This window comes from Vibrio sp. J2-3(2022) (assembly GCF_021725735.1).
Classification (GTDB): Bacteria; Pseudomonadota; Gammaproteobacteria; order Enterobacterales; family Vibrionaceae; genus Vibrio; species Vibrio diabolicus.
The window spans coordinates 459,227-484,287 of record NZ_JAKKCK010000003.1 but is presented as its reverse complement, the minus strand read 5'-3'; the positions used below and the strand labels follow the sequence as shown (position 1 = coordinate 484,287).

General features: G+C 45.4%; 19 protein-coding genes. 11 read left to right on the top strand and 8 right to left on the bottom strand.

What is annotated here, in order from left to right; all coding sequences use genetic code 11:
- Together tatB and tatC are read left to right on the top strand one after the other, a co-directional pair.
- The gene (gene tatB / locus L3V27_RS14685; protein WP_005382959.1) at positions 1-399 is read left to right on the top strand and encodes a Sec-independent protein translocase protein TatB; all 399 of its coding nucleotides are present in this window, start codon (positions 1-3) and stop codon (positions 397-399) included.
- Positions 400-467: 68 nt separating this feature from the next.
- Positions 468-1,220 (top strand): twin-arginine translocase subunit TatC, encoded by a 753-nt coding sequence (gene tatC, locus L3V27_RS14680; RefSeq protein WP_005394442.1) that lies wholly within the window; start codon positions 468-470, stop codon positions 1,218-1,220.
- Between the two features lie 461 nt (positions 1,221-1,681).
- On the opposite strand, the gene L3V27_RS14675 is transcribed toward tatC, so the two are convergent.
- Positions 1,682-2,443: a TatD family hydrolase gene (locus L3V27_RS14675; protein ID WP_104971128.1), complete on the bottom strand. Its 762-nt coding sequence runs from the start codon at positions 2,441-2,443 to the stop codon at positions 1,682-1,684.
- A gap of 184 nt (positions 2,444-2,627) precedes the next feature.
- On the opposite strand from L3V27_RS14675, the gene hemB reads away from it, so the two are divergent.
- The 3 genes from hemB (at position 2,628) to polA (ending at position 7,658) form a co-directional block, all read left to right on the top strand.
- Positions 2,628-3,689: a porphobilinogen synthase gene (gene hemB / locus L3V27_RS14670; RefSeq protein ID WP_031777176.1), complete on the top strand. Its 1,062-nt coding sequence runs from the start codon at positions 2,628-2,630 to the stop codon at positions 3,687-3,689.
- Positions 3,690-3,816: 127 nt separating this feature from the next.
- Positions 3,817-4,251, top strand: coding sequence for a GNAT family N-acetyltransferase (locus L3V27_RS14665; RefSeq protein ID WP_012841227.1), 435 nt, complete (start codon positions 3,817-3,819; stop codon positions 4,249-4,251).
- 620 nt (positions 4,252-4,871) lie between these two features.
- On the top strand, positions 4,872-7,658 hold the full coding sequence (gene polA / locus L3V27_RS14660; protein WP_046874157.1) for a DNA polymerase I: 2,787 nt from the start codon (positions 4,872-4,874) through the stop codon (positions 7,656-7,658).
- Positions 7,659-8,406: 748 nt separating this feature from the next.
- Here polA and yihA read toward each other — a convergent pair.
- Positions 8,407-9,066, bottom strand: coding sequence for a ribosome biogenesis GTP-binding protein YihA/YsxC (gene yihA, locus L3V27_RS14655; RefSeq protein WP_005394452.1), 660 nt, complete (start codon positions 9,064-9,066; stop codon positions 8,407-8,409).
- A gap of 159 nt (positions 9,067-9,225) precedes the next feature.
- On the opposite strand from yihA, the gene L3V27_RS14650 reads away from it, so the two are divergent.
- The 5 genes from L3V27_RS14650 to hemN all read left to right on the top strand — a co-directional run bounded on the left by L3V27_RS14650 (position 9,226) and on the right by hemN (position 13,935).
- A complete protein-coding gene (locus L3V27_RS14650; RefSeq protein ID WP_005379248.1) occupies positions 9,226-9,843 on the top strand; it encodes a c-type cytochrome in 618 nt (205 codons plus the stop codon).
- Between the two features lie 839 nt (positions 9,844-10,682).
- Complete coding sequence (locus L3V27_RS14645; protein ID WP_237312159.1) at positions 10,683-11,321, top strand: class I SAM-dependent methyltransferase; 639 nt, start codon at positions 10,683-10,685, stop codon at positions 11,319-11,321.
- Positions 11,321-11,863 carry a Der GTPase-activating protein YihI gene (gene yihI, locus L3V27_RS14640; protein ID WP_005394455.1) on the top strand — a complete coding sequence of 181 codons (543 nt, stop codon included), beginning with the start codon at positions 11,321-11,323 and terminating at the stop codon, positions 11,861-11,863. The genes L3V27_RS14645 and yihI overlap by 1 nt, the downstream gene beginning before the upstream one ends.
- Before the next feature lie 7 nt (positions 11,864-11,870).
- The gene (locus tag L3V27_RS14635; protein WP_005379254.1) at positions 11,871-12,359 is read left to right on the top strand and encodes a DUF2489 domain-containing protein; all 489 of its coding nucleotides are present in this window, start codon (positions 11,871-11,873) and stop codon (positions 12,357-12,359) included.
- A gap of 184 nt (positions 12,360-12,543) precedes the next feature.
- The gene (gene hemN / locus L3V27_RS14630; protein WP_237312157.1) at positions 12,544-13,935 is read left to right on the top strand and encodes an oxygen-independent coproporphyrinogen III oxidase; all 1,392 of its coding nucleotides are present in this window, start codon (positions 12,544-12,546) and stop codon (positions 13,933-13,935) included.
- A gap of 70 nt (positions 13,936-14,005) precedes the next feature.
- Here the strand turns inward: hemN and add are convergent, their stop codons facing one another.
- From add to glnA, 6 genes are all read right to left on the bottom strand, one after another.
- Positions 14,006-15,010, bottom strand: coding sequence for an adenosine deaminase (gene add / locus L3V27_RS14625; RefSeq protein WP_005395038.1), 1,005 nt, complete (start codon positions 15,008-15,010; stop codon positions 14,006-14,008).
- Between the two features lie 147 nt (positions 15,011-15,157).
- A complete protein-coding gene (locus tag L3V27_RS14620) occupies positions 15,158-17,704 on the bottom strand; it encodes an EAL domain-containing protein (protein WP_237312155.1) in 2,547 nt (848 codons plus the stop codon).
- A 102-nt stretch (positions 17,705-17,806) separates the two neighbouring features.
- On the bottom strand, positions 17,807-19,210 hold the full coding sequence (gene glnG / locus L3V27_RS14615) for a nitrogen regulation protein NR(I) (protein ID WP_005395036.1): 1,404 nt from the start codon (positions 19,208-19,210) through the stop codon (positions 17,807-17,809).
- A 57-nt stretch (positions 19,211-19,267) separates the two neighbouring features.
- Positions 19,268-20,314, bottom strand: a complete 1,047-nt coding sequence (gene glnL, locus L3V27_RS14610) for a nitrogen regulation protein NR(II) (protein WP_012841226.1) — start codon at positions 20,312-20,314, stop codon at positions 19,268-19,270.
- A 132-nt stretch (positions 20,315-20,446) separates the two neighbouring features.
- Positions 20,447-21,028 (bottom strand): DUF4124 domain-containing protein, encoded by a 582-nt coding sequence (locus tag L3V27_RS14605; RefSeq protein WP_176318921.1) that lies wholly within the window; start codon positions 21,026-21,028, stop codon positions 20,447-20,449.
- Between the two features lie 196 nt (positions 21,029-21,224).
- Positions 21,225-22,634: a glutamate--ammonia ligase gene (gene glnA, locus L3V27_RS14600; RefSeq protein WP_005395023.1), complete on the bottom strand. Its 1,410-nt coding sequence runs from the start codon at positions 22,632-22,634 to the stop codon at positions 21,225-21,227.
- A 531-nt stretch (positions 22,635-23,165) separates the two neighbouring features.
- Here glnA and typA point away from each other — a divergent pair.
- Positions 23,166-24,995: a translational GTPase TypA gene (gene typA / locus L3V27_RS14595; RefSeq protein WP_046874152.1), complete on the top strand. Its 1,830-nt coding sequence runs from the start codon at positions 23,166-23,168 to the stop codon at positions 24,993-24,995.
- Positions 24,996-25,061 lie beyond the last annotated feature (66 nt).

The following is a 25,061-nucleotide window of genomic DNA, read 5'->3' as shown; positions in this document are numbered from 1 at the left end:
GTGTTTGATATCGGTTTTTGGGAACTGGTATTAATATCTGTTGTTGGTCTGGTCGTTCTTGGGCCGGAGCGTTTGCCTCATGCTATTCGCAGCGTGTCTCGCTTTATCGGTGCCGCTAAGAGTATGGCAAATAGCGTCAAAGACGAATTGTCACACGAGCTGAAAGTCCAAGAGCTGCAAGAAAACTTGCGCAAAGCAGAGCAAATGGGGATGGATGATTTGTCCCCTGAGTTGAAATCTTCAGTCGAAGAATTGAAGAAGGCAGCGCAATCTGTAAATCGTCCTTACGCAAAGAACACCGATTCAGAGGCTGAGCCTGTAAAAACAGAGCCAGCAGCAGAAAAGGTAGAGAAAGCGGAAGAGAGCAAGGTTACAGCGGCAGATAAGAAAGCCGAATAGTCTCATTAGGAGGAGCTACTAGTGATTGGTAGCTCCTTTTTGATCTGGTTTTTAATAAGAGGTTTGCCATGTCTACCGTCGAGCAGACACAACCTTTAATTAGTCATTTGTTGGAGCTTCGCAACCGACTACTGCGCTCAATTTTGGCAGTGTTGGTGGTGTTTGTCGGACTAATTTATTTCTCTAACCACATTTACGAGTTTGTTTCCGCACCTTTAGTAGAGCGTCTACCTGAAGGCGCAACCATGATTGCTACGGATGTGGCTTCACCCTTTTTCACGCCACTGAAGTTGACGTTAATCGCTTCGGTATTTATTGCGGTGCCGTTTATTTTGTATCAAGTTTGGGCCTTTGTTGCTCCTGGCTTATACAAACATGAGCGTCGTTTGATTATGCCGTTGCTGTTTTCCAGCTCACTGCTGTTTTATTGCGGTGTGGCATTTGCGTATTTTGTGGTGTTTCCACTAGTGTTTGGCTTCTTTACTGCTATCTCATTGGGTGGTGTAGAGTTTGCGACCGACATTTCTAGCTATCTCGATTTTGTACTGGCGCTATTTATGGCGTTTGGTATCGCATTCGAGGTGCCTGTTGCGATTATTTTGTTGTGTTGGACTGGGGCCACCACACCAGAAGATCTAAGACAGAAACGGCCTTATATCATTGTGGCGGCGTTTGTCGTAGGTATGGTGTTAACGCCACCAGACATGATCTCGCAAACCTTACTCGCCATTCCGATGTGCTTACTGTTTGAAGTCGGTTTATTCTTTGCGCGTTTTTATACGCGTCGAGGCGAAGAGGCAGAAGCGGAAACCGAAGAATAAGTTTACTGTAGATGTAAAAAGCGGCTCAATTGAGCCGCTTTTTTTTGCGGTTGGTTTGTTTCTTGGGCTAATTACTTAACTTTCATGACGTAACCACACTTTGTGCATACGTATACTTCCTTGATGCCCAGCAGCTTTTGAAAAAAACTGCGCGGTACGCGTTGTAAGTAAGCACCATGTGTACACACTTCAACTTCCATATTCATGCTGTTTTACATTTGCGCTAATTAATGGGCATAAAGCAGTATAGAAAAAGAATATGTCTAATTGTCGACAGTTTTGCAAAACAGACGAAGTAAAGTGGTGATATGAGAGGTAAGTAGAGTTGCTAGTTAATTATTATGTTTATCAATAACTTTGTGTGGGTTGTTCTATTATTTCAATAGGTTGAATCATTCATTCAATAGTTTAGGTAATAAAAAAGCGACGTTGATTTCGTCGCTTTTTTCAATTTTCGTGAATTAAATATTAAACAGCTTTTTGGCATTTTCAGTCGTTATTGCATCGATAGTTGCGACATCGACATCACGCAAGTCGGCAACACGTTGTGCAACGAGAGAAGTGTAGGCTGGTTCATTACGCTTACCACGGTGCGGTACTGGCGCTAAGTATGGACAATCGGTTTCTAAAATGACCCACTGCATATCCAAATGTGGAATGACTTTATCCATCCCGCCATTCTTAAAGGTCGATACGCCACCCAAGCCTAAGTGGAAGCCTAGCTCATTGATTGCTTGCGCTTCTTCTAAGCTGCCTCCAAAACAGTGGAATACACCACGCAGACGACCATCTTGCTCTTGTCTTAGCAAAGTGAGTGTTTCTTCAATCGAATCACGAGTGTGGATAACGACTGGTAAATCCATCTCTTTTGCCCAGTTTAGCTGAGTCACGAATGCCATCTCTTGCTTGGCGCGATAGGTTTTGTCCCAATACAGGTCGATACCAATTTCGCCCACCGCAATAAACTTGTGTTTCTCAAACCAGCCGCGGATGATTTCCAACGTTTGCTCAACGTTGTTATCCACATAGCAAGGGTGGAGTCCCATCATTGAGTGGCACACGTCAGGATATGCCGCTTCGGTTTGTAGCATGGGCTCAATAGAGTCCAGATCGATGTTTGGCAACAGGATCTTATTAATGCCTTGCGCTAAGGCGCGTTGTACTACTTCATCGCGGTCGTTATCAAATTCGCTGGCATAGATGTGCGCGTGGGTATCGATCATCGTTACTCTCTGTGCTTCATGGTTGGTTTCGTATTCGAAGTATACTTGAGTGTGAGTGCTGGGTCATTTTCAGTTTTTTTCATTACCTTTTTCCAGATTGTCACTCGCAACATGCATCAAGAGTGATATGATTTTGTTCACCAGATGATTTGATCATCATAACCGTCCAGACAAGGAGAAAATGGTGTCTGTATCAATTCAAGGTCCATTCCCTGCACGCCGTATGCGTCGTTTACGTAAGCACGATTTTAGTCGTCGTTTGATGGCTGAGAACCAACTTTCTGTTAATGATCTGATTTACCCAATGTTCATCCTAATGGGTAAAGATCGTCGTGAGAGCGTGGAGTCCATGCCGGGTGTAGAGCGTTTGTCGATTGATTTAATGCTAGAAGAAGCGCAATACCTTGCAAATCTAGGCGTTCCAGCAATCGCGCTTTTCCCTGTCGTAAACCAAGACGCTAAAAGCTTATGTGCTACTGAAGCCTACAACCCAGAAGGTTTGGTTCAGCGAGCAGTACGTGCGCTTAAAGAACATATTCCTCAAATCGGTGTGATCACAGACGTGGCACTTGACCCATTCACGACGCACGGCCAAGACGGCATCATCGATGAAGATGGTTACGTAATGAATGATGAAACCACGGAAGTACTGGTTAAGCAGGCTTTGTCTCACGCTGAAGCGGGTGCTGACGTCGTCGCGCCTTCAGACATGATGGATGGCCGTATTGGTAAGATCCGCGAAGCATTAGAAAATGCGGGCTACATTCATACACAAATCATGGCTTACTCGGCTAAGTACGCGTCGAACTACTACGGACCATTCCGTGATGCGGTTGGCTCTTCTTCAAATCTAAAAGGCGGCAACAAGAAAAACTACCAAATGGACCCAGCAAACATTGACGAAGCGATCCATGAAGTGGCGCTAGACATCAATGAAGGTGCGGACATGGTGATGGTTAAACCTGGTATGCCATACTTAGATGTAGTTCGCCGAGTTAAAACCGAACTTCAGGTACCGACGTTTGCTTATCAGGTGTCTGGTGAGTACGCGATGCATAAAGCGGCGATCATGAATGGCTGGCTCAAAGAGCGCGAAATTGTGATGGAATCACTACTGTGCTTCAAACGTGCAGGTGCTGACGGCATCTTAACGTACTTTGCGAAAGATGTGGCTGAGTGGTTGGCAGAAGAGAATGCACAAACTGCTCAACACCTAAATCGTACTCCGGAAGCGACTGAAGAGTAATTATCGCTCAGTGAGAAACACCAGACCAACAAGAGTTGTTCGTCTGTATATACCCAAGTAACCTCAGGCGGATTACAACAGTAACAATCCAAGGTGCTTGGGTATTTTTATTTTGGAGAAGAGAACAATGACAATGCTGATTCGTGAAGGCACATTGGAAGAAGCACTTCAAGTTGTGGCACGTGTTACCGAATTTTCGAAAGGAGAAACGGTAGACTCCATGACTCAACGTTTAGAAGAGAAAAACAGTTTAATCCTCGTTGCAGAAAAAAATGGCACGATTGTCGGCTTCAAAATAGGTTACGAATTAGAGGATGGTGTTTTCTATAGCTGGTTAGGTGGTGTCGTTCCTGAGGCTCGAAATGAAGGCGTGGCACAATTACTTTTGGAAGCACAAGAAGATTGGGCGGCTGAGCAAGGCTATAACACGTTAAAAGTGAAATCTCGAAATCAGTTTCCTGCTATGCTTCGATTGTTATTGAGGAATGGCTATATCATTGAAAAATTTGAAGAAAAAATTAATCTTCGTGAGTCTCGAGTTCATTTCATTAAAGCGATGTGAAAATAAATGAGATTTTTTCTCATTTAACTGTTGACTAAGAAATGAGAATCATTATTATTAAGCCTGTCTTAGGGAATGAGGAAGAGTTCACAAGGACGTTGAATGACTTATTAACAGAAGTTGATTAACTGAAAGTTGAGAAGTGATGAAACATTTTTCCGAGAACTTGCACGAATTCTTTTTGACACGACATTGCTCACATTGCTTCCAGTGTAATTTATAGCTTCTTGGTTAAGCTGCTCTATTTACAGAATTTGCTTTACCACTTCTGCTAGGCGACCCCATTCGGGTCGCTTTTTTCTTTTCTACGATTTCTATTTGACGTCACTATTCGTATTTTTTCCACACACGATGATCATTTAAGGATCGTTGATCTTCTCGCCGTTTTATAAAATAAATATTTAAAAACAACAAGTTACCATGTGTGTTTTTTGTGTTTTCTATCATTGGATAACCAGTGGATAATTTCTATAAACAGAGTTATCCACAAGGTGAGGTTGTCTTCGTGAATAAAATCGAAAAATTTACGCGACCTAGATCGAGCGAACAAGATAGATTCGGATCAGCAGTCATGGCATCCTAGGCAGATCTCTCAAGTACTGAATTGGATACAGACAATTATGGCAAGTATTCCTGAAAATCCGTTGATCCTTATCGACGGCTCTTCTTACCTATATCGCGCTTTTCACGCCTACCCGGGCACCATGAGCAATGGTGAAATTCCAACTAATGCCGTTTACGGTGTCGTGAACATGTTACGCAGCATGATGCGTCAGTTTGCGTCTGAGCGCATCGCGGTGGTTTTCGATGCGAAGGGAAAAACCTTCCGTGATGATATGTATGCAGAATACAAAGCTAATCGTCCGCCAATGCCGGATGATCTGCGTTGCCAAATTGAACCATTGCACAATGTTATTCGCGCGATGGGTTTACCACTGATCTGTGTTCCTGGTGTCGAAGCGGATGACGTCATTGGTACGTTGGCGCATCAAGCATCACAAAAGGGCATGCCTGTATTGATCAGTACTGGTGATAAAGACATGGCGCAGTTGGTGGATGATAATATTACCCTGATCAACACCATGACGAACGTCGTTATGGATCGTGAAGGTGTGGTTGAAAAGTTTGGCATTCCTCCTGAGTTAATCATCGACTACCTAGCGCTGATGGGCGATAAAGTAGATAACATCCCTGGTGTGCCAGGCGTGGGTGATAAAACAGCGACCGCACTACTGCAAGGTATTGGCGGTCTGACTAAGCTGTATGAAAATCTCGATGACATTGCTGCGCTCGGTTTCCGTGGTTCTAAAACCATGGCGAAGAAGCTCATCGATAACAAAGAAAATGCCATGCTGTCGTACGAGCTCGCGACCATTAAATTGGATGTTGAACTTGAAGAAACGCCAGAATCACTGCTGAAAGCGGAACCAAATAAAGACGAACTAGTGAAGCTGTATGGCCAACTGACGTTTAAATCTTGGTTGAACGAACTACTTGAAGGCGGTTCTGGGTCGGTAGAAGCTGTTGAGCTTGCTGGCTCTGCTCAAGCCTCTGCTTCTCATGCCGAGATGGAAACTTCCGCAGTGACAATCGACCGCAGCCAATATGAAACGATTCTGGATGAAGAAACCTTCAATGCGTGGCTAGACAAACTTCAAACGGCCGAGTTGTTTGCGTTTGATACGGAAACCGACAACCTAGATTACATGCTAGCGAACCTGGTTGGTTTGTCATTCGCTGTCGATGAAGGCATTGCCGCTTATGTGCCTGTTGCACATGACTACCTAGATGCACCTGAACAGCTTGATCGTGATTGGGTTCTAGGACAGCTTAAGCCAATTCTTGAAGATGCAGCGAAAGCAAAAGTTGGTCAAAACTTAAAGTATGATGCGTCTGTATTGGCTCGTTATGACATTGAACTAAAAGGTATCAAGCACGACACGATGTTGGAATCGTACATTTACAACAGTGTCGGCGGTAAACACGATATGGACAGCTTAGCGCTGCGCTTCCTACAGCATAGTTGCATTTCTTTTGAGCAAATTGCAGGTAAAGGCAAAAATCAGCTTACGTTTAACCAAATCGAGTTGGAACAAGCATCGCCATACGCGGCAGAAGATGCGGATGTGACCCTTCGTCTGCACAATCGCTTGTTTGCGAATATCGAGCAGGATGAAAGCCTAAAGACAGTGTACGAAGAGATTGAAATGCCGTTGGTGCCAGTTCTTTCGCGCATTGAACGCACCGGGGTCTTTATTGACGAAATGAAGCTGAGTGCGCAGTCGGTCGAGATTACCGCTCGCCTTGATGAGCTTGAAAAGAAGGCGTATGAAATCGCTGAGCAAGAGTTCAACATGAACTCGCCAAAGCAATTACAAGCCATCCTATTTGAAAAAATGGGTTTACCGGTGGTGAAGAAAACGCCATCAGGTACACCATCGACGAATGAAGAAGTGCTACAAGAGCTTGCCTTAGATTACCCACTGCCAAAATTGATTTTGGAATATCGCGGTTTGGCGAAGCTTAAATCGACGTACACGGACAAGCTGCCGAAGATGATCAACCCAACAACAGGGCGTGTGCATACTTCTTACCATCAAGCAGTAACCGCAACAGGTCGTCTATCTTCTACCGATCCGAACTTACAAAACATTCCAATTCGTAACGAAGCCGGCCGTCGTATTCGCCAAGCGTTTGTCGCACCAGCTGGCCATAAAATCTTAGCGGTCGACTACTCGCAAATCGAACTGCGCATCATGGCGCACCTTTCTGGCGACCAAGCGTTATTGGATGCCTTCCGTGATGGTAAAGACATTCACGCTGCAACTGCGGCAGAAATTATGGGCCTGGATATTGAACAAGTATCGAGCGAGCAGCGTCGCCGTGCTAAAGCCGTTAACTTCGGGCTTATCTATGGCATGAGTGCATTTGGTTTGGCGAAGCAGCTTGGTATCCCTCGCGGCGAAGCACAAGCCTACATGGATAAATACTTTGAGCGTTACCCTGGCGTTATGCAGTACATGGAAGACACGCGCAGCACGGCTGCAGATAAGGGCTATGTTGAAACGATTTTTGGTCGACGTTTGCATTTACCAGAAATCAAATCGCGCAACGGTATGCGTCGTAAAGCTGCTGAACGTGCGGCAATCAACGCACCGATGCAAGGTACAGCTGCGGACATCATTAAGAAAGCGATGCTGTTGGTTGATCAGTGGATTCAGGAAGAAGGCAATGGCCGTGTGAAGTTGTTAATGCAAGTACACGATGAATTGGTCTTTGAAGTTGAAGAGTCATCATTGTCCGAAATTGAAAGTAAAGTACAGAAATTGATGGAATCTGCAGCAGAGCTAAAAGTACCGTTGGTTGCAGAAGCAGGGCACGGTGACAACTGGGATCAAGCTCATTAGTCACTTTTAGACCAAAATAACCAATTAATTATGAGCCAGCGCACAAACGCTGGCTTTTTTTTGCGATTAAAAAAGCTAGCGCAAAGTTAACTTTGATGTTGCTTAATAAAAATTTCATGAAAAAAAACTACAAAAATTCTTTGCAATTCTGACCAATTGTTGTACATTAATACTCGTAGGGTACAGAGGTAAGATGTTCTATCTTTCAGACCTTTTGTTTCACGTTATTGGATTAGGCTGATTCAGCCGCCCCAGTCAGCTTTTGACTGGGGCGTTTTTTATTGGGCGAAAGAAAATTTTTCTTTTTGTTCAATGTGTTGGGTTGGTAACGACTTGTCTTTATATTTCTCCCACCTTTAACCTATTGTCTACACTCCAATTTTCTTCAAAAACTCGCAAACTATTCAGTCTGTAAATTTATGCCAATCACACTATGATTTTTTCTTGAAGGAAACTAAGTTGACGGGAAAATGGGTAGGTTTCTGTCTAACTTGTTGAATTGTATTTTCTTTATTGGTTATGGTTGTGAGTTGATTAAGCGAAAGCTAAAGTTAGGCGGCTTTTTAAGCTATTGAAATCATCCGATAGTTAAGCAATGCTTCGTCACATAACAATAATTACCAATTTTTCTCTCCCGTTATCCCTGCCAGGAAGGTGGGGATTTTTATTGCCTGTTATTTAGCTCAGATAAACAAAAGCCCCACCAAATGGTAGGGCCGTATCGAAAAGATTTAACAAATATTGTTAATTATTCTTCGTCGCTTGCTGGGGTATCCAGTTCGCCTTCTTCTATCAGGTGTGCGAGCGCCGGTGCAAACCAGGTATCCAGTTTTGCGCGCAGCTGATCAACGCCTAACCCTTTAAGGGAAGAGAACACATCAACGGAAACGTCGCCACCGAAAGTTTCCACTTGTTTGCGAACTTTCAGCAGGGTTTGTTTGCGTGCGCCACTTTTTAGTTTATCTGCTTTGGTTAGCAAAACTTGCACAGGAATGTGGCTATCGATGGCCCAGAAAATCATTTGCTGGTCGAGATCTTTCATTGGATGACGAATGTCCATCAGAACCACTAAGCCTTTTAGGCACTCGCGTTTCTGTAGGTATTCACCCAAAGATTTCTGCCATTTGTTTTTCATCTCTACCGGTACTTGAGCAAAACCGTATCCAGGTAGATCGACAATGTGACAACCTTCTTCTACTTTGAAAAGGTTGATTAATTGCGTACGACCAGGTGTCTTTGATGTCTTGGCTAAGCTTTTTTGATTAGTTAGACGGTTAAGTGCACTCGATTTACCAGCGTTTGAGCGTCCTGCAAACGCAATTTCGACACCTTCGTCTTCCGGTAGGTGACGAATATCGGGTGCGCTGGTGATGAAATGCGTATTTTGGTAATGAATTTTTACGCTCACTGTTAACTCCATCTCGACTTTGTGTAGTCGATTGATTACTTTTTTGTGAAAATGTGTAAAATAACCGTGCTCGGCATAAGGTCGCCTATTGTACCATGAGTGTACGCGGTATGTTCACATTCCGTGGTACTGGAAGCTTGATAATTATAATGGAATGTCATGAAGAAATTAGCGCTAATTTTGAGTCTTTTAGCCAGTTGCTCAGTATGGGCCCAAGGTAATATTGAGGCTGGTAAAGCAAAATCACAAACCTGTGTCGCCTGTCACGGAGCAGATGGCAACAGTGCAATAACAACGTACCCGAAACTCGCAGGCCAACACGCTAAGTATCTTGAGAAGCAGTTAAAAGAACTTAAGCTAGGCATGACAAGTGGTGGTAAACAAGGTCGTTACGATCCTGTAATGAGTGGTATGGCAATGCCACTGAGCGATGAAGATATCGCAGACCTATCTGCTTACTACGCTTCGCTACCAGTTTCAGAAAACTCAACACCTGAAGATGTGGTAGCAAAAGGCAAAACGCTTTATACCGCTGGTGATGCCGAGCGTGGCCTAACCGCATGTATTGCATGTCATGGTCCTCGTGGCAATGGTACTGAGCTTTCAGGTTTCCCGAAAATTTCTGGTCAGCATGCTGACTACATCAAAGCTCAGCTAGAAAAATTCCGTGATGGCGACCGTGGTAATGATATGAATGCCATGATGCGTGACATCGCGAAGAAAATGACAGACGAAGATATCGAAGTGCTGTCTAAATACGTTGGCGGTCTGCACTAATATACCTAAATCGCTCAAGATCCTGCATCTTGAGTTTATTGGGTAGATGTCCCTACATCGTTCGAGCAACTTATACAAAAATGCCCTAGTGAATTCGCTAGGGCATTTTTGTTCGTGACAAATATCACAGTCGACTTTGAGTTCGAAAGCGATAGTTAGCTCGGTAGTTTGTGAGACATTTGCCATACTTGATGTTGGCTTTTTCTTGTTGGTGTTTTTAAGTTTTTGATTAAATGATAATTTTGATGTTTTAGAAAAATAGGTGGATTATTTTTTCAACCCATTACTTGTGAGCACCGCGGGATGGCGTAAAGTAGAAGTTGTTCACAGGGGGTGAATGTAAGGATTTAAGACCACGGTTTAGGTCTCCAAGGATGTAGCTCGGATGCTTGGTGATTTAGAAAGGGATTTAGATAGGTAGGGAGCCTATCTGATAAGGATGGTCATCTCGTCTGACGGTTAAGACAGTGAAACGGATCAGGCACAGGAAGTTGCTCAGTAGACAGGAAGTAAACGGACAGCCAAAACTCATCAGGAAGATGAAAAACAACTCTTTTTGGCAGGGAAAGCTCGAAAAACAAAGGGAACATTGATGCACCAAATGCGTGCAACACAGTTTCGCCAATTGATGGCACTTAGAAAGCGACAGTCTGACTGTCGCTTTTTTTATATTCTTTTCCCTTGGTAAGTCGCAATCTGAATTACGATTACTGCACTTATTTACTTCGATGGGTTGTAAACAAAGTTTTTTAACAAAAATTGCTGAAAAAATACTCAGTAACACTCCAATCTGAGTTCACTTTCTGGTATGTTTCGCATCCCTGTTTGAGGAAGTCAGCATGCATACCTGTCCTTTATGCCAAAATCAGCGTACTCACCACTATTTTGAAGATAAGCGACGTGAATATCTTCAATGTGAGCAGTGCTGTTTGGTGTTTGTGAATCCAGACCAACGTTTGGATGCGGAAACCGAAAAAGCTCACTATGATTTGCATGAGAACAACCCTGAAGATTTAGGTTACCGACGCTTTTTGTCGCGTATTGCTGACCCGATCACAGAGCGAATTTCTCCACAATCAAATGGTATCGACTTTGGTTGTGGTCCTGGCCCAACGCTCTCCTTAATGCTGGAAGAGGCGGGGCACAACATGGCGTTGTACGACCTCTACTACCACCCTGATACGTCGGTTTTAGAAAAAACGTATGACTTCATGACAGCAACAGAGGTGATAGAGCACCTCTACCACCCAGATTTGGTGTGGAAGCAATGGTTGAATTTAGTTAAGCAAGGGGGCTGGATAGGCCTGATGACGAAAATGGTCATCGACGTGGAGGCTTTCAAATCATGGCATTATAAGAACGATCTCACTCATGTAGTGTTCTTTAGTCGTGACACGTTCCAGTTCCTAGCAGAGCGGGATAAGCTCGAACTCGAATTTATTGGTAATGATGTAATTTTACTGAGGAAACCCCAGTAATGAGCCGTAGTAAAAAATCTAGAAAGCCAGGTGCCGCTGGCGCACCTGAGTTTGTTGTAACTCGTAACCGTACAGAATCTGATGTGGAAGGCCGCCTACGCAAGCGTGCTAAAAAGCGCAAAGGCTTGAAAACGGGTAACCGTAACTCAGAAGTTAACGAGCAGAAAAAGCAAGCTGCTGCACAAAACCGCGACCCGCGTTTAGGCAGTAAAAAGAAAATTCCTCTGGTTGTTGAGCCTGCGAAGAAAATGACGAAGCAAGAGCGTCGTTTGTCGGCAGAGCAAGAACTAGAGATGCTAGAAAATGACGCGCAATTGAACGTGTTGCTAGACCGTATTGAAGCGGGTGAAAACCTAGGCACAGGTCTACAGAAATACGTCGATGAGAAGCTCGACCGCATTGAGAAGCTAATGGACCAACTAGGTTTGTTGGAACCTGAAGAAGAGGAAGACTTCACTGCTCCTGCTGAGAAAAGCACGCGCAATGATGATGACTTGCTGGCAGATTTCGACGACATTAACTTCGACGACTACAAAGGATAATTAAGCTATGAATGTAACCTTATTAGCTATTGCTGGTGTTGTGATTATCATCGCACTTGCTTCTTATGCAGGTTACCTTCTGCTTCAATTGAAAAAGCAAAAGGAATTGCAGCTAAAGCATCAAAAATTGGCGATAGATAAACGTAACGCCAACATTTTTGAGAATGTGCATACCTTGTGTCAGGCGGGTATTCAAGGCCAATGCGATTTATCTGAAATCAGTATTCGTGTGTATAACATCATGGATTATGTACAAGGTGAAGACCGTGTCGATTTCGATAAAACGTACCCTGCAATTTCTGAGCTTTACCATATCGTGAAAGATATGGCGCGTGGTGAAGAACGCCAACAACTTGCCAAGAAAGAGCGTATGCAACAGAACTTGACGCGTCATAAAGCGGAAAGCCGCCTCACTGATGCGATCATTGAGGAGCTCAAAGTGTTGCAGAAAAACGTCCAGCCACTGAATAATCAAATCAATATTCAGATGATTTAATAGTTACCCCCAATGGTTTCCTTATGACTGCTGGGGGTATCGTGATCACGCTAGCACTTCTTTAGTTTTATACTTAAAAAGCCAGTCGGCGTTGCCACGCTTGTCATCGTCGTATGGCAAAATAGCGGCTCTGAATATCGGGTGACGGCTTTCGTTGCCCTAGCATTTAACGGAAAGTACCACCATGTCGAATCAACACACTGAATCGAAGCAGCAAATCGTCTGGGATCAAGCGGTATTGGATAAGTACAACTATTCCGGTCCTCGCTACACGTCGTACCCAACGGCGCTGGAGTTCCATGAAGCGTTCACCATTTCTGATTATGATATGGCATGCACTCAGTACCCAGACCGCCCATTATCGCTGTACGTGCACATTCCGTTCTGTCACAAGCTTTGTTACTACTGTGGTTGTAATAAAGTCATTACGCGCCACTCGCACAAAGCGGACGAATACCTCGATGTGCTTGAGCATGAGATTCGTCAACGTGCAGCCTTATTGGTGGGCAGAACGGTAACGCAATTGCACTTTGGTGGTGGTACGCCAACGTTCCTTTCTGAAAAGCAAATTACACGCGTAATGAGCCTGTTGCGCCAAGAGTTTACCTTTAGCAGTGATGCTGAAATCAGTATCGAAGTTGACCCGCGTGAAATTCAGATCACCATGCTGGATCACCTGCGTAGTGAAGGCTTTAACCGCTTGAGCATCGGTGTTCAGGACTTCAACAAAGAAGTGCAAAAATTGGTGAACCGTGAGCAAGATGAAGAGTTCATCTTTGCGATGGTTGCGCGCGCAAAAGAGTTGGGTTTCCGTTCGACAAACCTAGATTTGATCTACGGCTTGCCAAAGCAAACCAAAGCCTCTTTTGCCAAGACGTTAGAACAAGTACTGGAAATGCAGCCGGGCCGTCTGTCCGTATTTAACTACGCGCACATGCCACAGCTATTTGCAGCGCAGCGTAAGATTAAAGACGAAGATCTGCCTAAAGCAGAAGAGAAGATGGCGATTCTGCAAGATACCATCGCGACACTGACTGGCGCTGGCTATCAATTTATCGGCATGGACCACTTTGCTTTACCGGACGATGAGCTTGCCGTCGCTCAGCGCGAAGGTATTTTGCATCGCAACTTCCAAGGCTACACCACACAAGGTGAATGTGATTTGGTTGGCTTTGGTGTCTCTGCAATCTCGATGATCGGCGATGCATACGCGCAAAACCAGAAAGAGCTGAAGAAATACTACGCTCAAGTCAACGAACTTCGTCACGCACTGTGGAAAGGGGTTTCGCTGGATTCTGATGACTTGCTCCGTCGCGAAGTGATCAAGCAGCTGATTTGTAATTTTAAACTAGACAAGAAAGCGATCGACTCTGAGTTTAAAGTGAAGTTTGATCAGTACTTTAAAGAAGACTTGCAGCTACTTCAGACCTTCATCAACGATGAGCTGGTGGAAGTGGATGACAATGAAATTCGTGTGACGCTGCGAGGTCGTTTGCTGATCCGTAATATTTGTATGAGCTTCGATAAGTACCTGCGAGCGAAGGCGCGTCAGCAACAATTCTCTCGTGTTATCTAATCATAGACGCCGATTCAAGATATAAAAAAATGCCAGCAGATGCTGGCATTTTTTTATGTTTTCGCTGGATTTAAGCGCGATCTTTTACTTTTGCTTTCAGTTCCGCTTTTTCTGCTTCTGAAAGGAATGCAATCTCAAGACCATTGATTTGTGCTTGGCGAATCTGGTCTTGGCTCAGACCAGCTGCTGGTGCCGCTACTTCGTATTCGTATGGCAGCTCGATACCTTCAACCGCTGGGTCGTCAGTGTTCAGACACGCAAGAACGCCATGCTCTAGGAACTGTTTGAGAGGGTGGTTTTCTAACGTTTCTACCGTGCTTGTTTGGTAGTTTGATGTTAGGCAAGACTCAATACCAATGCGGTTTTCTGCTAGGTAATCCATCAGTTTTGGATCGTGGATCGCTTTTACGCCGTGACCGATACGAGTTGCGCCCAGCTCATTGATTGCTTGCCACATGCTCTCTGCACCTGCTGCTTCACCAGCATGAACCGTTACCCCAAGGCCAGCGTCGCGTACTTGTTTGAAGTGAGACACAAAGCGATCGCCCGGTTGGCCCAGTTCGTCACCCGCCAAGTCGACGGCAACGATGTGATCTTTTTGGCTCAGAATGCCGTCCAGTTCTTGTTGGCACGCGTCGGTGCCAAATGTGCGGCTCATGATGCCGATCAGGTTGGCTTTCACGCCAAAATCGCGCATACCCGCTTGCACACCGTCCACGACTGCTTCAACAACACCCGCTACTGGTAACTTGTGTTTCATTGCCATGTAGTATGGTGAGAAACGCAGTTCAGCGTAATCGATTTGAGCGTTTAGTGCGTCTTCCACGTTTTCGTACGCCACACGACGACATGCATCTAGGTCGCCCAGTACCGCAACACCCCAGTCGAGCTTAGAAAGGAAAGCAACAAGAGAGGGTTCCGCTTCGACAATTTGAACGTGAGGAGTTAGAGACTCAATATCGTACGCTGGCAGAGCAATACCAAATTTTTGGCCAAGCTCAAGAATCGTTTTAGTACGAATGTTACCGTCTAGGTGGCGGTGCAAATCAGTAAGAGGAAGGTTCTTCGTTATCATTATGTCGATCCGGATAGTTATGAACTGGAACAGGGCCCAAACATCATCTGTGACAATACATGGGTAAGATTTGCAGTTAAGTATAAATAACAGTTAGGTAGATTGTCAGTAGAGGATGACTAGGAAATCAACGATTCTCGCTCTTTTCTACTTCATGTTAACCAAATTTGTTGGCCACTCTTCTAGTGGCATTGGACGACTGTAATAGAAGCCTTGCACTTGGTTGCAGCCTAAAGACCGCAATAATTGTGCTTGATTGCTATCCTCTACGCCTTCTGCGACGACATTGGTTTTGAGGCCCGCGGTGATATTGATGACCGCAGCAACGACCGAACTGTCTAAGTTTTCTTGCGTGAGTTGATTGATGAAGGTGCGATCAATCTTTAAACAAGTAAATGGCAGTGAGTGAAGATAACCCAGTGATGAGTAACCGGTACCGAAATCATCGATCGCGATACCAATCCCCATATCACGCAGTTTGGTCATATTTTCCAGCGTGGTTGGTGCGCTATCAATAATGCGCGACTCGGTGATCTCCAGTGTTAGATTACTGGCGGGTAATTTCGTGGTATCCAATACGTTGGTCACCGTATCGACAAAATCAGGGCAGGACAGTTGATTAACGGAGATGTTCACATGCAGTTGGAAGTCTGATGGCCACTGATTACTTTGAATGGCTTGGTATGTATCGCGGCAAGCTTGTAACAGAATTTGTTGGCCAATGGCTTTGATCATGCCGCTTTCTTCTGCGATTGGAATAAAATCTAATGGTGACACCATTCCTGAGTCACTGTGCCAGCGCGCCAGCGCTTCTGCGCCACACACATTACCACTAGCGAGATCCACAATAGGTTGATAATGAGGGACAAACTCTTGGTTTTCGATGCCAGTTTGAATCTTAGTCAGCATTTGGGTGCGGAACTTTGAAGCGCTTGCCAGTTCAGGGCTGTAATGACAGACACCGGTCAGTGAGTCTTGCTTGGCGTAGCTTAATGCGATGCTGGCGTTGCGAAGCCACAGCGGCATGGTTTCATTTGGTTGGGTTTGCACAATGCCAAGTGAAATCTTCATCACTACATTCTCACCTTCCACCATAAATGGGGTGGAAAAGAGTTGCTGTAATCGACGCTCTGTTTGTTTAACTTTGGCTTCAGTATCGGCGTTTGAGAGAAACACTGCGAACTCATCACCGCCAATCCGAGCCAGTAACGCGTTATCACTAAACTCTTGTTTTAGCCTTTCTGCGATGCTGACCAACAGTTGATCACCGTTATGATGACCCACACTGTCGTTGATATCTCTAAATTTGTTGATACCAAGTAAAAATAAACTGCCGTGGCACAGGTGAGATTGGTTCTCACAGATTTCGACCAAGCCCTGACGACTGTATAAGCGTGTCAGAGAGTCATAAACCAACTGCTCACGCAACGCTTTAAATGAGGCTCTGAGGTTACTCGTCATCTCATTAAAGGCATGCACAAGTACCGTTGTCTCATACACATAACCAGGTTTTGGCATACTGCTGTCCCAATCGCCATTCGCAAGGTGTTGGGCGGCGTCGGCCGTCGCGTTAATCGGTCTGGTGACTCGGTTGAAAATGATCCAACTGATGGCGATACCAAATAAGCTGACGATAAACCCGACCAGCCAACTCTTTTGTTGGCTTTTCGGCAATGTACCCAGCAACTCGGATTCAGATATAGAGGTGCCAATAAACCATGTTAAACCGTTTTGATCTCGGTATGGGGTTAGTCGGCTGAAAATACGTTGGCCGTCATGCTCAAATGAAAAGGTGTAAGGTTGCTTAGTATTGTTGAGATCAAACGACCGAACGCGGCTCGCACTGATTTTGATGATCGGATCTGCGTTTTCAGCCGCAAACAAACGCTGCCCTTTATCAGAAAACTTTGTGCCCCATGAGATAACGCTTCCCGGGCCTGAGTGAGCGATTAAACGATGCTCTGGGTCCATGATGTAGACCGAAGCTTTGGTGTTGTATTTTAACTCACGTAGAAATTCGTTAAATGTGTTGATGCGAATGTCTGTCACCAACACGCCAGCAAATTGGTCGTGTTTATACACCGGTGTCATGGCTGACAGCGTAATATCCTGGCGTTCATCGGCATTCGTATAAATCTCAGACCACATCGAGGTTTGAGTCTCTGCGACGGGCGTATACCATGGGCGAGTGCGAGGATCGTATGGAGAGATAACCGTTCGAATGCTATTACTCACATGGTTGGTGCCATAAATAATCAGATCACCATCGGTATATCGATCTTGAACCATTAAGGTGTAATCGTCGGAAAGCTCGCGGCGGAACCCGGCAAAGTCACCGCTTTCTGAACCAAATGCGATGACATCCAACTGCGGTATCGATTGGTAAAGGTTTTTGAATGCACTCAGCAGGTAGCTTTGAATATCTGAGGTGTCGTGAGGGTGATAAAGGTTGTGATAGCTGACGTTATGTGCGAGAGCCATAACTGCAGTAAACGGCTTGCGCAGATAGCTATTAAGGTGGTCGTGGACACTTTCGGTTAACACGGAAAGTTGTTTGTCGCTGATATCTGTGACCACTTCTTCGTAGCTTTGTTTTTGGACGTAGACAATGACACCGATCGCCAGTAAGAAGATCATGACAAATGGAATGAGAACAGCGGTACGCAGTGTAATTTGAGTCGTAGCAGTAGACATTGCCTAATCACATAGATGGTGGTGCGCCACAATTGTACTGATATTTTTGTTAATATCGAGTGGCAAACGACTCTCGTTGTTAACGCACCACGTAAGTGATTGTCAGTACAATTCTTTTAATTTTCTGGTAAGCGTGTTTCGCCCCCAGCCTAATACTTTAGCGGCATCTTGCTTGTGACCTTTAGTGTGCTCCAAAGCGGCCTCTAATAAAATGCGCTCAAATTCTGGTAAAGCATAAGAAAGCAGTTCTTTATCTCCTGCCGCGAGTGATTGACGTGCCCAATCCGCCAATTGTTCTTGCCAGCTGCCATGCTCAGAGTCCGAAATGGATTTTTTCTCTTCGAGCAGTTCGCTTGGTAAGTCGTTTGGCAATACCTCGCTACCACTGGCCATGACGGTTAACCAACGGCAAATATTCTCTAATTGACGCACGTTGCCCGGCCAATCAAGGCGGTTAAGAATTTCAACGGTCGACGGATGCAGAGTTTTGGTTTCGACCCCCAGCTCATCAGCCGCTCGGATAAGAAAATGCTGCGTAAGTTTTTCGATGTCCTGCTTACGTTCACGCAATGCCGGAATCTGCACTCGAATCACGTTCAAGCGATGGAATAAGTCTTCACGGAAATCGCCTTCATGCACCAGCTTTTCTAAATTCTGGTGTGTTGCCGCGACAATCCTTACGTCGACGCTGATTGGGGAGTGACCGCCCACTCGATAAAACTGTCCGTCGGCCAGAACACGCAGCAAACGGGTTTGAATATCTAACGGCATGTCACCGATTTCGTCTAAAAATAGGGTGCCGCCATTGGCTTGTTCGAATCGACCCTGACGAACATTGTTCGCCCCGGTAAATGCCCCTTTTTCATGACCAAACAACTCTGACTCAATCAGATCTTTGGGAATCGCCGCCATATTGAGTGCAATAAAAGGTTTGTTGGCGCGAGGACTATGGCGGTGCAACGCATGAGCAACGAGCTCTTTACCCGTGCCCGATTCACCGTTAATCAATACTGAAATTGAGGAGCGAGAAAGACGACCAATGGCGCGAAATACTTCTTGCATGGCTGGCGCTTCACCGATGATTTCTGGCGTTTCCGCAGGAATGTCTTCTGGAGAGAGTTGCTCACGTTTATTTTCGTGACTGTGCGCAATCGCTCGTTCAACCAGAGTTAAGGTTTCATCGATATCAAAAGGTTTTGGTAAGTATTCAAAGGCGCCTTTTTGGTACGCATTCACTGCCGCATCCAAATCTGAGTGGGCGGTCATGATAATCACGGGAAGGTCTGGGTAATCGCGCTGTACTTGTTTTAGCAGCTCTAATCCATCAATGCCCGGCATGCGAATGTCTGATACCAGCACATCTGGTACTTCGCGTTCGAGCGCCATCAAAACGCTTTCCCCATCGGCATAGGTTTCGCATTTTATGTTGGCAGAGGAGAGCGTTTTCTCCATCACCCAGCGAATGGAACTGTCGTCATCAACGACCCAAACATATCCTTTACTCATGTAGTAATCCTTGCAGCAAACCGAAAAACTGATGCGACTTGAAGTCCATTAGCGCAATCAGATCGGCAAATAAATAGTAAATGTTGTGTGACCAGGCCAGCTTTCTACGTCTATTTTTCCATTGTGCTGGTCGATCAAATTTTGTGAAATAGACAGCCCTAAGCCAGTTCCTCCCTCGCGGCCACTGACCATGGGATAGAACAGCGTGTCTTGTAATTCCGGTGGAATGCCAGGGCCGTTGTCTGTGATTTCGACACGCGCAGCGAGTTTACAGCGTTTGCCGTGAATATTAGCTTGATGCACCGTTCTGGTGCGAATGGTGATTTTACCGTGTTCTTGATGGCTAAGAATTTGCGCCGCATTACTGACGATATTAAGCATCGCCTGTTCGATTTGGTCCGCATCCATCAAAATTTCTGGCAAGCTCGGGTCGTAATCGCGTTCAATCACGATTGAACGTTGCGATTCTAATTCAACCAACTGGCGGACCTTTTCCAGAATTTGATGCAAGTTTTCTTGTGTCTTCTTACCTGGCTTTTGTGGCCCGAGTAATCGATCAACGAGCGCTCTTAAACGGTCGGCTTGCTCAATAATGATGTGCGTATATTCGGTGAGAGAGGGATCTGGCAGCATTTTTTCTAGCAATTGCGCTGCACCACGTAATCCACCTAGCGGGTTTTTGATCTCATGTGCAAGCCCTCGGACTAACAGTTTCGCCGCTTGTTGCTGGGCGTGCTGGTTCAGTTCTTGAGAGAGTCGGCGCTGTTGATCAATTTTGCGCATCTCGACGAGTAACATCAGTTGTTTTTGCCAAGTGATTGGGCTAACTGTGACCTCTAGCATTAAGGGGCGGCCATCAACAACGAAAGTGACGTCACTGTCGGTGATGCTTTGGCCACTTTGCAATGGTTGAGTGAGCAGCGCGAGATCCAGCGACGCATGTTGAATCAATTGAGAAAGCGATTGTTCAACAATACGTTTCGCGCTTTGAGAAAACAGCAACTCGGCAGCCGGATTGGCATAACGGATAGCCAATCCATCATCAAGAATCAGCGTTGCTGTCACCATGTTGTTGAGAATGGCACTAGGAAGACTGGTATCCACATTACGTCCTTGTTTTGCTTTAAGATTGTGCGTTGCACAATAATGGTGCAATTGAACGTTAAGTATGGCGAATAAATCTCAGAAGAAAAAGTGAAAAGCACCGCAGTGATGCTATTTTTTTCACCAGATATTCTATTTTGCCCCTTTTACGGTCGGCTTAACACTTGCTCTATGTAAATGCACCGTTATAGGGCTAGTAGATGCAATAAGCTTGCCGCTTCTTTTCGCGTGCACGGCCAGTGTGTGGGTACCTCGGTCAATATTGTTTAACTGCCACGTCATATGGCTTTGTGGCGCACCATAAGGTTTTCCGTCGAGCAGCAGTTGCAACTGTTCACCGATACCAAGCTTGCGATTGGTTTCCAGTTGAATATTGATGATGCCTCGGTTGCTGCGGATGGTTTCGTTATGTTGAGGAGTCAGCATCGAGAGCTTTAATGGGAGAGGTTTATCGGTTTTCTTTTCCGGCTTGTTTTGTGGCTCTTTAGATAGCTTGGTCTGAGGGGCGAGTGATTCCGTGCTTTCTACCTTAGGAGCCGGTGCGCTGGCTTCAAGGTTTGGCAGCGCGATGGCTTTTGCACCTTGGTTTGGCGTATCACTAAAATGAACCACGCCATTTTTATCTACCCATGTATAAGCAACCTGCGCTGATGCGATGGAGACGATTAATAATCCGCTGAGAGCACATAGCGATGGAATAAGCTGAACTTTCATTGCTCACCTTCTTTTGATCGATGATTTCACGTTTCAATGGCTTAGCTCTTTGACCTACAAGGTAAAAAGTCCAAGCGTATTTTTATTATCCCCTCATGTTAAACGTCGAATCTTGACTGACGAATACAAAAAAGGCCCGCCTGCGAGGCGAGCCTAATATTTTGTTGCTGTGTTTACATTTTACACAGTGTCGACCTTATACAGAGTAGTAAAGTTCGAACTCAACTGGGTGAGTTGTCATGTTCACGCGCTCTACGTCCTGAGATTTTAGCTCGATGTAAGAGTCGATGAAGTCGTCAGAGAATACACCACCCGCTGTTAGGAATTCACGGTCAGCATCTAGCTCTGCTAGTGCGTCTTTCAGTGAGTATGCAACCGTTGGGATTTCTGCTGCTTCTTCTGCTGGTAGATCGTAAAGGTCTTTATCCATTGCTTCGCCTGGGTGGATCTTGTTCTTAATACCGTCAAGACCAGCCATTAGCATTGATGCAAAGCATAGGTATGGGTTAGCCGCTGGGTCACCAAAGCGAACTTCGATACGACGTGCTTTCGGGCTTGGTACCACAGGGATACGGATTGAAGCAGAGCGGTTACGTGCAGAGTAAGCAAGCATAACTGGCGCTTCGAAGCCTGGTACAAGACGTTTGTACGAGTTTGTTGATGGGTTAGCAAATGCGTTGATTGCACGAGCGTGTTTGATGATACCGCCAATGTAGTAAAGCGCCATTTCAGATAGACCGCCGTACTTGTCACCAGCAAATAGGTTTACACCATCTTTCGCTAGAGATTGGTGAACGTGCATACCGCTACCGTTGTCACCAACAAGTGGTTTAGGCATGAATGTTGCCGTTTTACCAAACGCGTGAGCAACGTTGTGTACAACGTACTTGTAGATTTGGATTTCGTCAGCTTTGGTTGTTAGCGTGTTGAAACGAGTTGCGATTTCGTTTTGACCCGCTGTTGCCACTTCGTGGTGGTGCGCTTCAACAACAAGACCCATTTCTTCCATGACTAGACACATAGCAGAACGGATGTCTTGAGATGAATCCACTGGAGCTACAGGGAAGTAACCACCTTTAACGCCTGGACGGTGACCTTTGTTACCTTCTTCGTAATCAGAACCTGTGTTCCATGCTGCTTCTACGTCATCGATCTTGAAGAAAGAGCCTGACATGTCAGTCGCGAATTTCACGTCGTCAAATAGGAAGAATTCTGGCTCAGGACCGATAAGTACAGTATCTGCAACGCCAGTAGAGCGCATGAAGTCTTCAGCGCGTTTTGCGATAGAACGTGGGTCACGGTCGTAGCCTTGCATTGTTGCCGGCTCTAAGATGTCACAACGGATGTTTAGTGTTGCGTCTTCCGTGAATGGGTCAAGCACAGCAGAAGATGCGTCAGGCATCATTACCATGTCTGATTCGTTGATACCTTTCCAGCCAGCAACTGATGAACCATCGAACATTTTACCTTCTTCGAAGAAGTCTGCGTCGATTTGGTGAGCAGGGATCGAAATGTGCTGCTCTTTACCTTTTGTATCAGTGAAGCGTAGGTCAACAAACTTAACTTCGTTTTCTTGGATCAGCGATAGAACGTTTTCTACTGACATCTTGGATAACCTCCAGTGTTAATAAGCGGTAAAAGCTCGATTTATGAATTATTCATGAAACCTGGCATTGATTAATCAATTTGACTTTTCATTAATCGATGCTGTTTTAACTAAAGCCAAAACCGTGCCAAAAAAAATATTCCATTAATTTCAAGCAATTGTGTTTTTTTGGCGCTAGCTTGGTGCAGATGATTGCACCAAAATGATCTTTACTTGCACTATTGTGGTGCGGAAAATCATTATTGCACCATAATGTGACAGGCGCATTGCTTATTCAGCCCAGTTTTTGAGCAAGAGTCAATTTGAATTATGCATCGATTGGAATAAAGTTGCGTTTAATCAATTCGTTCTGAGGAAGAAAATGGGCATTAAGCGTAAAAATCGCAGAAATGCTCGGGAGTAGATCACATATTTCTAGGCTTTTTGCTAAAATCTGGTACATTATGGCCGTTTTTTTAATCAGCAAATGTCGCCAGAGAGCACCCGTTCTCAGCGTGGGGGCATTTCATCTATCTAAGTGAATCAATATCCATGGCTACTCCACAGATTGATAAATTAAGAAATATCGCGATCATCGCGCACGTTGACCACGGTAAAACCACGTTGGTTGACAAGCTGCTACAACAATCAGGCACGCTTGAGTCTCGCGGTGAAGCTGAAGAGCGAGTCATGGACTCGAACGACATCGAGAAAGAGCGCGGTATTACCATTCTTGCTAAAAACACAGCAATCGACTGGAACGATTACCGTATCAACATCGTAGATACTCCGGGACACGCGGACTTCGGTGGCGAAGTTGAACGTATCATGTCGATGGTAGACTCTGTACTACTTATCGTTGACGCGGTTGATGGTCCAATGCCTCAAACGCGTTTCGTAACACAAAAAGCGTTTGCTCATGGTCTAAAACCAATCGTTGTTATCAACAAGATTGACCGCCCTGGCGCACGTCCTGATTGGGTTATGGACCAAGTGTTCGACCTATTCGACAACCTAGGTGCTTCTGACGAACAGTTAGACTTTAAAGTGGTTTACGCTTCTGCTCTTAACGGTTGGGCTTCTCTAGAAGAAGGCGAAACTGGCGAGAACATGGAACCGCTATTCGAAACTATCGTTGGCGAAGTAGCTGCACCAGAAGTTGATCTAGATGGTCCACTACAGATGCAAATCTCTCAGTTGGATTACAGCTCTTACGTTGGCGTTATCGGCGTTGGCCGTGTAACTCGTGGTAGCGTTAAGCCAAACCAGCAAGTAACGGTTGTTGGTGCAGACGGCAAAACTCGCAACGGTAAAGTGGGCACAGTAATGGGCTACCTAGGCCTAGAGCGTCACGAAGTTGAGCAAGCTAACGCGGGTGATATCATTGCAATCACTGGTCTTGGCGAGCTTAAAATCTCTGACACTATCTGTGCACAAAACGCAGTAGAAGCACTACCAGCACTGTCTGTTGATGAACCAACAGTAACCATGACGTTCCAAGTAAACACGTCTCCATTCGCTGGTAAAGAAGGTAAGTTCGTCACTTCACGTAACATCCTTGAGCGTCTAGAGAAGGAACTGGTACACAACGTTGCACTGCGCGTTGAACAAACAGACGATCCAGACAAATTCCGCGTATCAGGCCGTGGTGAGCTTCACCTGTCTATCCTGATCGAAAACATGCGTCGTGAAGGCTTCGAGCTTGCCGTATCTCGTCCAGAAGTAATCATCAAAGAAGAAGATGGTCAGCTAATGGAACCGTTTGAAACGGTAACTATCGACGTAATGGAAGAGCACCAAGGCGGTATCATGGAGAATATCGGCCTACGTAAAGGTGAGCTGAAAGATATGGCTCCAGACGGTAAAGGCCGTGTACGTATGGACTTCATCATGCCATCTCGTGGTCTGATCGGCTTCCAAACGGAATTCATGACACTGACTTCTGGTTCTGGTCTTCTATACCATACGTTTGACCACTACGGCCCACACAAAGGCGGTAACATCGGTCAGCGTATCAACGGTGTTCTGATTGCTAACGCTGCGGGTAAAGCGCTAACTAACGCACTGTTCAACCTTCAAGAACGTGGTCGTCTATTTATCGGTCACGGTGTGGAAGTTTACGAAGGCATGGTCATCGGTATTCACAGCCGCGACAACGACCTAACAGTAAACGCACTGAAAGGTAAGCAGCTAACCAACGTTCGTGCATCTGGTACCGATGACGCACAGGTTCTAACTCCGCCAATCATCATGACGCTAGAGCAAGCGCTTGAGTTCATCGATGACGACGAGCTAGTAGAAGTAACACCTGAAAGCATCCGTATCCGTAAGAAATTCCTAACGGAAAGCGATCGTAAACGTGCTTCTCGTGGCGCGAAATAATTTTCGTTAAGCGATTCAATTAAGAAGAAGCCCTGAGTTATGCTCAGGGCTTTTTGTATCTAGAGA

Excerpts from the sequence above, each read along its gene's own strand:
- glnA (WP_005395023.1), bottom strand. The coding sequence starts at position 22,634 with ATGTCAGTAGAAAACGTTCTATCGCTGATCCAAGAAAACGAAGTTAAG.
- L3V27_RS14605 (WP_176318921.1), bottom strand. The coding sequence starts at position 21,028 with ATGAAAGTTCAGCTTATTCCATCGCTATGTGCTCTCAGCGGATTATTA.
- add (WP_005395038.1), bottom strand. The coding sequence starts at position 15,010 with ATGATAACGAAGAACCTTCCTCTTACTGATTTGCACCGCCACCTAGAC.
- L3V27_RS14675 (WP_104971128.1), bottom strand. The coding sequence starts at position 2,443 with ATGATCGATACCCACGCGCACATCTATGCCAGCGAATTTGATAACGAC.
- hemN (WP_237312157.1), top strand. The coding sequence starts at position 12,544 with ATGTCGAATCAACACACTGAATCGAAGCAGCAAATCGTCTGGGATCAA.
- L3V27_RS14620 (WP_237312155.1), bottom strand. The coding sequence starts at position 17,704 with ATGTCTACTGCTACGACTCAAATTACACTGCGTACCGCTGTTCTCATT.
- glnG (WP_005395036.1), bottom strand. The coding sequence starts at position 19,210 with ATGAGTAAAGGATATGTTTGGGTCGTTGATGACGACAGTTCCATTCGC.
- L3V27_RS14665 (WP_012841227.1), top strand. The coding sequence starts at position 3,817 with ATGACAATGCTGATTCGTGAAGGCACATTGGAAGAAGCACTTCAAGTT.
- L3V27_RS14650 (WP_005379248.1), top strand. The coding sequence starts at position 9,226 with ATGAAGAAATTAGCGCTAATTTTGAGTCTTTTAGCCAGTTGCTCAGTA.
- typA (WP_046874152.1), top strand. The coding sequence starts at position 23,166 with ATGGCTACTCCACAGATTGATAAATTAAGAAATATCGCGATCATCGCG.
- yihI (WP_005394455.1), top strand. The coding sequence starts at position 11,321 with ATGAGCCGTAGTAAAAAATCTAGAAAGCCAGGTGCCGCTGGCGCACCT.
- tatC (WP_005394442.1), top strand. The coding sequence starts at position 468 with ATGTCTACCGTCGAGCAGACACAACCTTTAATTAGTCATTTGTTGGAG.
- polA (WP_046874157.1), top strand. The coding sequence starts at position 4,872 with ATGGCAAGTATTCCTGAAAATCCGTTGATCCTTATCGACGGCTCTTCT.
- L3V27_RS14645 (WP_237312159.1), top strand. The coding sequence starts at position 10,683 with ATGCATACCTGTCCTTTATGCCAAAATCAGCGTACTCACCACTATTTT.
- L3V27_RS14635 (WP_005379254.1), top strand. The coding sequence starts at position 11,871 with ATGAATGTAACCTTATTAGCTATTGCTGGTGTTGTGATTATCATCGCA.